General features: G+C 52.2%; 5 protein-coding genes and 1 pseudogene. 1 reads left to right on the forward strand and 5 read right to left on the reverse strand.

Features of this window, described 5'->3' with window-relative positions; genetic code table 11:
- Nucleotides 1-99: 99 nt before the first annotated feature.
- Nucleotides 100-324, forward strand: coding sequence for a hypothetical protein (locus tag BZL43_RS09465; RefSeq protein ID WP_095632071.1), 225 nt, complete (start codon nt 100-102; stop codon nt 322-324).
- A 66-nt stretch (nt 325-390) separates the two neighbouring features.
- On the opposite strand, the gene BZL43_RS09470 is transcribed toward BZL43_RS09465, so the two are convergent.
- From BZL43_RS09470 to BZL43_RS09490, 5 genes and pseudogenes are all read right to left on the reverse strand, one after another.
- Nucleotides 391-2,520, reverse strand: a complete 2,130-nt coding sequence (locus BZL43_RS09470) for a lipase family protein (RefSeq protein ID WP_095632072.1) — start codon at nt 2,518-2,520, stop codon at nt 391-393.
- Nucleotides 2,521-2,532: 12 nt separating this feature from the next.
- Entirely contained in the window at nt 2,533-3,327 is a 795-nt protein-coding gene (locus tag BZL43_RS09475) for a hypothetical protein (RefSeq protein WP_095632073.1), read from the reverse strand.
- A gap of 1 nt (nt 3,328) precedes the next feature.
- Nucleotides 3,329-4,132, reverse strand: a complete 804-nt coding sequence (locus tag BZL43_RS09480) for a hypothetical protein (protein WP_095632075.1) — start codon at nt 4,130-4,132, stop codon at nt 3,329-3,331.
- Between the two features lie 7 nt (nt 4,133-4,139).
- Entirely contained in the window at nt 4,140-4,991 is an 852-nt protein-coding gene (locus BZL43_RS09485) for a DUF4123 domain-containing protein (protein WP_095632074.1), read from the reverse strand.
- Nucleotides 4,988-5,333 (reverse strand): annotated as a pseudogene (locus BZL43_RS09490) (type VI secretion system tip protein VgrG); the annotation flags it as partial. The pseudogene BZL43_RS09490 and the gene BZL43_RS09485, both read right to left, overlap by 4 nt.

The raw sequence follows: 5,333 nt of genomic DNA on the forward strand, positions 1-5,333 counted from the left end.
CTTCGAGCGTGAGGGAGATATGGATTGCGTTTGCGTCCAGCATGCCTTGAATTCCGTCCTTTGAAAAAGCTGGGGCGGATGGTGCAGGATTAAAGTGCCGTGTTCAAGGCGCATCCCGTGTCCCAAGATATTCTCGAAGCCGCGTTGCAGCGGATCCGAGCCTCCTGCCAATTAATTGAAACGGTCCACTGCCAATGCTTCAAGCACGGCGATGTTCAGGACATTCCGCACATTACCCATGCGCTTTATCTGCTGACTCAGGATGGTTGCGATCTGTTGACGGTTGCTCAGCAGCGGATGATGGTGTGGAAGGCGCCGGTCTGAGGTCACCGCATTACAAACAAGCCAGTCTCTCGTGGACGCTGGCTTGTTTGCGGGACGCACTGAAACCTAAGCCGTTCTCAGTTCACTGCTACTCGCTTGAGGAATCATCGCCAGCTGGACCTCGACTTTGTTTTCTTTTTTCGCCATCCAGCGGTCGACGTTGATCTTATGTTCCGGCGCCTGGATGGCAGAGCCGTAAATATCTTCGGGCGTCAGTTTAAGGAAGCTCAAGGCATGCAGCCGTTGCCGGGCGGTATTCAACCGACCTATCTCCGCTCTCAGTAAACTTGCTTCTCGCTGGTTTGCCTGACGGTCGTATTGGAAGGCGTTGTTCAGTTCAGCTTCCTTCGTCTTCAAACGGTCCTGCATTTCTTGCAGTTGGTAGTAGACCTGATCGTACTCAGTCTTGGTCACCACCGTGGTTCCGCTTTCCTGGGTTTGCTGCCAGCGGCGCAATGTTGCCCAGGCGTACGGAATGTAGGAGGGCACCATGTAGTGGTCACTCATGTGGAACAGTTGCTGCACAAAAGCGGCACGGTCGGGCAAGTCTCCGAACTTTTTCAATGCTTTGGTGCAGGCGGCCTCTTCGATGGAGTCGCAACCTGGATCCCAGAGAACGGCGGATTGCTCGCGCCCTTTAAACTGGACGGGCATGAAGTGGTGCAAATTACCGTGGTGCTCGTATGGCGAACCGCCCGTTCGCGACAGGCCGATAGCGAAAATAAGTGCGCCTAAAGGGGCGGTGACAAAACTGATGATAACGCCGGGCACCCAGATACTTTTGCGAGTGTTCATCCATGGCGCGGGAACACTTGGGATCGGGTCGTTGTTGTTGACCATGCGGTGATGGGCCAGTTCTGCAGCGCCGTTGACGAAGTCTGCGTCGCCGGCTCTTGGAGAGCCGTAGGTGTAAAGCAAGATGCCGTACGCATTTGGACTGCGTCGTAACGCTTCTGCGAGCAATGTCGCGATTGCCCCGCCCAGGCTATGCCCGCAAATAATGATCTTCTGCCCCGTGTGGAACTGGTCGAGGTATACCTGAACAAATTTACTCATCGCCTTATAGGCCTTGTAGAAACCTTGGTGCGTTTTACCTACACCTTCTTCAAATGGAACTTGCTCTGCATCAGTATCTCGCACAAAGTCTACGAGCTCTTTCGTTCCACGGACGGAAATCAAAATGATTTCGTCATGGTGGGTTATGAAAGCCTGAGTATTACTACCACCTTTTACTTGACTATCATCAAAAAAATGCCATTTCGCAGGGTGTTCCTGCTCTTCGCCTAATTCAGGTTTGTTTTTTTCGTAGAGTGTCGGATCAAACGGAAGGACTTCGAAACGCTTCGAGTACGGCACATCCTCATAAAGCGGGTAGTAAGGGGTTATCTGGGCTGAGTTGATTTTCCAAGCTTCTTTGAAACTAGCCAGTCCATTACCAAACAAGTATCCGACGCTCGGATCAAGAGGGAATTTGACAGTGTCGGTTGGCTGTTCGGCCGGTTCTTGACCAAAATCGCAGTAGCTAAGACTGGCAAACAAAGAAAGCTGATACAAATTCAAGGCGCTGAATTTATTGTCTTTTGAAAGAATGGGGCGATAAGAGCGTAATGGGCGAACTTCAAGAATGGTGTGCTTGTCCGGAAGTAAGACGACTCCCCATAGGTCCGTTTTTTCTTGCCCGAATCCAAGGCTCCCCATTAAATTTAGGAGGTTGTGATTCGGTGGGTATTTACTTTTTGATTCAGGAGGAAGATGAGCATGTTTTTGAACTAGGTGTTGAACTTCGATGTGAAAAAATTGGTCAGCTTTCGCTTTTGCAGGATTATCTTCAACCCGTAGGCCATCCTTGCGAATGAAGCGGGTTGTTTCGGCTCGAACCTGTAATTCGGTAATTTTTAACGGGTAGCTCGGTCGTGTCATTAGAGATTTATAGAGTGTATCGTCTCCTTTGTAGGCACTATCAACTGTGAGAATTACGGGGCCTTCGTAATAGTCGCAAACCTTGGCGAAACCTTCAGAGTCTAAAATCCCTTCATGAGATTGCTCGGCACTATCAACAAGTTTATAGGCTAAGCCGGCATAGGGTTTACCATTCCCTGATTCATCCACTAGTTGAAAACTAACCCAAGTGCCTCTAAGTGGGCAAGCATGTTTAGTGTCAGTCAGTAGCGGCTGTACTGGTTTTTTTGCGGGCATGTGTGAATTTCCTTATTCGGTGCAAGCCGGATAGACTGTGCAGTCACGTCCATCTGGCATTTTGAAGGGTTTGAAGTCGGTTTTATTGTCTCCGCAGAACGCATAAGGGTCCTCAAGGCTGTCACCCATACAACGCTTCCAGCCAGATGGAAACTTCACCCAGTTATCACCTACGGCCGGCCTTTCTTCGCTTGAAATAGCGAAAACTACTTTAACCGTCTTCCCTATCAGTTGAGCACGTTGCAGCGGTCCTTTTGCAACTGCGCCGCTTTCTTGTTCAGGCGTTGCTACAGATTTACATTTTAGAATTTTAGCTATGTAACGATTAGGGCCTACTGTACGAAACAACCATTCGCACTGTTTCTGTAGTGTCGTAGGTGAAGGGCGGCTGAGACTGTCTGCAACTCCATCCTGAAACGAAATTCCCGTGTAATCCCTACCTAAATTGAGGCGGGCAGCTCCGTACTTTGCGTCGACTTCATATCCGAAACTTTTAAGTACTGAAGGGCAGCCTCCTTCATTGCTGGTCAGTGGGACTTCGAAATGTGCCGTCTGCGCTTTGTTATTAAGTTCTTGTTCGAAAAACTTTTTTCCTGGGTAATTTCTACCATTGCGAGGTGGGATCGTACAAGTCTCTCCCATTCTAGGCACATAAGATGCTTCGCCTTTAATGCTGAACCCGGGTGGCAGTTCGGTTACCAACGTGAAGCTGTCCTGTTGTGCGACGGAGCAGCCTGTAGCCACAAACGCACCTAAGCCGATGGCAGTTGCTCGAACAAGCCCAGTGAGAAAATCTTGAGAAAACATTTTATTTTCCTTGTTCGGTGCAGTTGGGATAGACGGTGCAATCACGTCCATCCGGCATTTTAAAGGGCTTGAAGTCGGTAGTGTTGCCGCGGCAGAACGCATAAGGGTCTTCGAGACTCTTTCCCATACACCGCTTCCAACCTGCGGGAAATTTTATCCATGTGTCTCCCATATATGGGGACTCTTCGTTCGCAATTGAAAATACGGCTTTTATCGTCTTTCCCGCGAACTGAGCACGTTGAATGGGACCTTTAACATCTGAGTCACTTGCCTGATCCGGCGTTTCCACAGACTTACATTTCAGAATCTTTACAATGTAACGGTCAGGTCCAGCAGTGCGAAAGAACCATTGGCACTGCTTCTGCAATACCAAGACAGAGGGAGCAACGGGACTGTCTGCATTTCCATCCCGGAACGAGATCCCTGTGTGGGCCCTACCTACATTCCGGAAGTCAGCACCATATTTGGCATCAACCTCATATGCAAAGGTGTCAAGAACCAAAGGGCAGCCACCTTCATTGCTTGTTAGTGGTACTTCGAAATTTGCTGTTTGAGCATCATTGTTAAGCTTTTGCTCGAAAAATTTTAAGCCCGGATAGTTCCTGCCTTTCCTAGGAGGGACCGTACAAGTCTCTCCCGTCCTAGGCACATAAGACGCCTCACCTTTAATGCTGAACCCCGGTGGCAATTCCGTCAGCAACGTAAAGCTGTCAGTAGGCCTGATGGTCGAACAGCCAGAAGCCGCCATTGCACCAGCAACAGCGAACAAACAAAGCAAACGTCCCGAAAAGGTCGCGTCAGACACCTCAACCTCAGCCACGCTCTGACTGCCCTAATTGCGCATCAAACACCCGCTGACACCGCGCAAAATGTTGCTCCGGCGTCTCACCCGGCAGAGGCTGCCAAGCCACATCGTCCGCGCACTTCGGATCAAGCCTCAGGCTTAGCATGAACTCGCGCTGTTCCGGCGTGTTCCATTGCCAGGCCTCAAGCAGGTCCATCTGTTCTTCCAGCCATTCGCGCACATTGCGGGTTTCGTTGAGTTTGGCTGCGGCCTCGACGTGGTACACCAGCAACCAGCGTTTCAGGTTTTCGCGCAAGATGCTGCGCCTACGCTCCGGCGAGTTTGGAATTCGCAACCATGGTGCGGGGTTTGGTACTGGGTACATGCCGGGCCTGGCGTTATCTGCGCTTTTCCACTGCTCCTCATCCCAGTACAGCACGCTGCTGATCGGGCCTAACAGCAAGGGGCGTTCGGCCTCGCTCAGGTTGGCGAGGCAGCGAGCGATCACGCGGTTGTCCTGAAAACGGAACAACGAGCGTTCGCCGTCTTCCTCAATAACCATTCGGGCTTGCCAGTGTTGGGTCAGGCCGTCGAGGTCGGCTTTGTCCATGCTGCCGATCCAGCCCCAGTTGCGTTGTGGGTCGTCCAGCAGTTTGCGGAAGGCATCGGCGCCGGAGTTGTGCAGTTCGGTCAGCCACGGGCTGATGGCCGCGAATTCGGCGTATTGGGTGCGTCGATAGAGTTGCACCGAGCGCTGCATCAGGCCGGCGCTGTACAGCGAGGTGACGGGGTTCGGTTCGGCTAGGCTATCGAGGGCCAGGATCAGGACGCGATTGAGTTTTGCCTGTTCGCTGAACCAGTTGTTGAGTGCGTCGCTCATGCTACGGTCCCCAAATCACACTTACCTTCACGGCAAGCTTCACAAATCGGGCAGCGGATATCACCGGCTGCCCGGGCCGCTTTGGCCAGGGCCATTTGCACGGCGGCCGGGACGAGCAGGGCGCCGGCCTTGTCTTTGGCGGCGGCCCATGGGATTACCGGCTCGAGAATCTGAATACCCGTACCGGCGCCGGGCCCACCCCCGGAATTCACCTTCACCTCAGCCCCCCTAATCGTCACGCCCCCCGCATCAATCTTCACAAAGCTCCCGCCAGCCTTGGCCGTCAGCTCCATGCCACCCTCAACCACCACCTTCTCCCCGGCGTGGTAATGAATCTCCGTC

This window comes from Pseudomonas sp. PICF141 (assembly GCF_002286815.1).
Lineage (GTDB): Bacteria > Pseudomonadota > Gammaproteobacteria > Pseudomonadales > Pseudomonadaceae > Aquipseudomonas.

Excerpts from the sequence above, each read along its gene's own strand:
- BZL43_RS09485 (WP_095632074.1), bottom strand. The coding sequence starts at position 4,991 with ATGAGCGACGCACTCAACAACTGGTTCAGCGAACAGGCAAAACTCAAT.
- BZL43_RS09475 (WP_095632073.1), bottom strand. The coding sequence starts at position 3,327 with ATGTTTTCTCAAGATTTTCTCACTGGGCTTGTTCGAGCAACTGCCATC.
- BZL43_RS09470 (WP_095632072.1), bottom strand. The coding sequence starts at position 2,520 with ATGCCCGCAAAAAAACCAGTACAGCCGCTACTGACTGACACTAAACAT.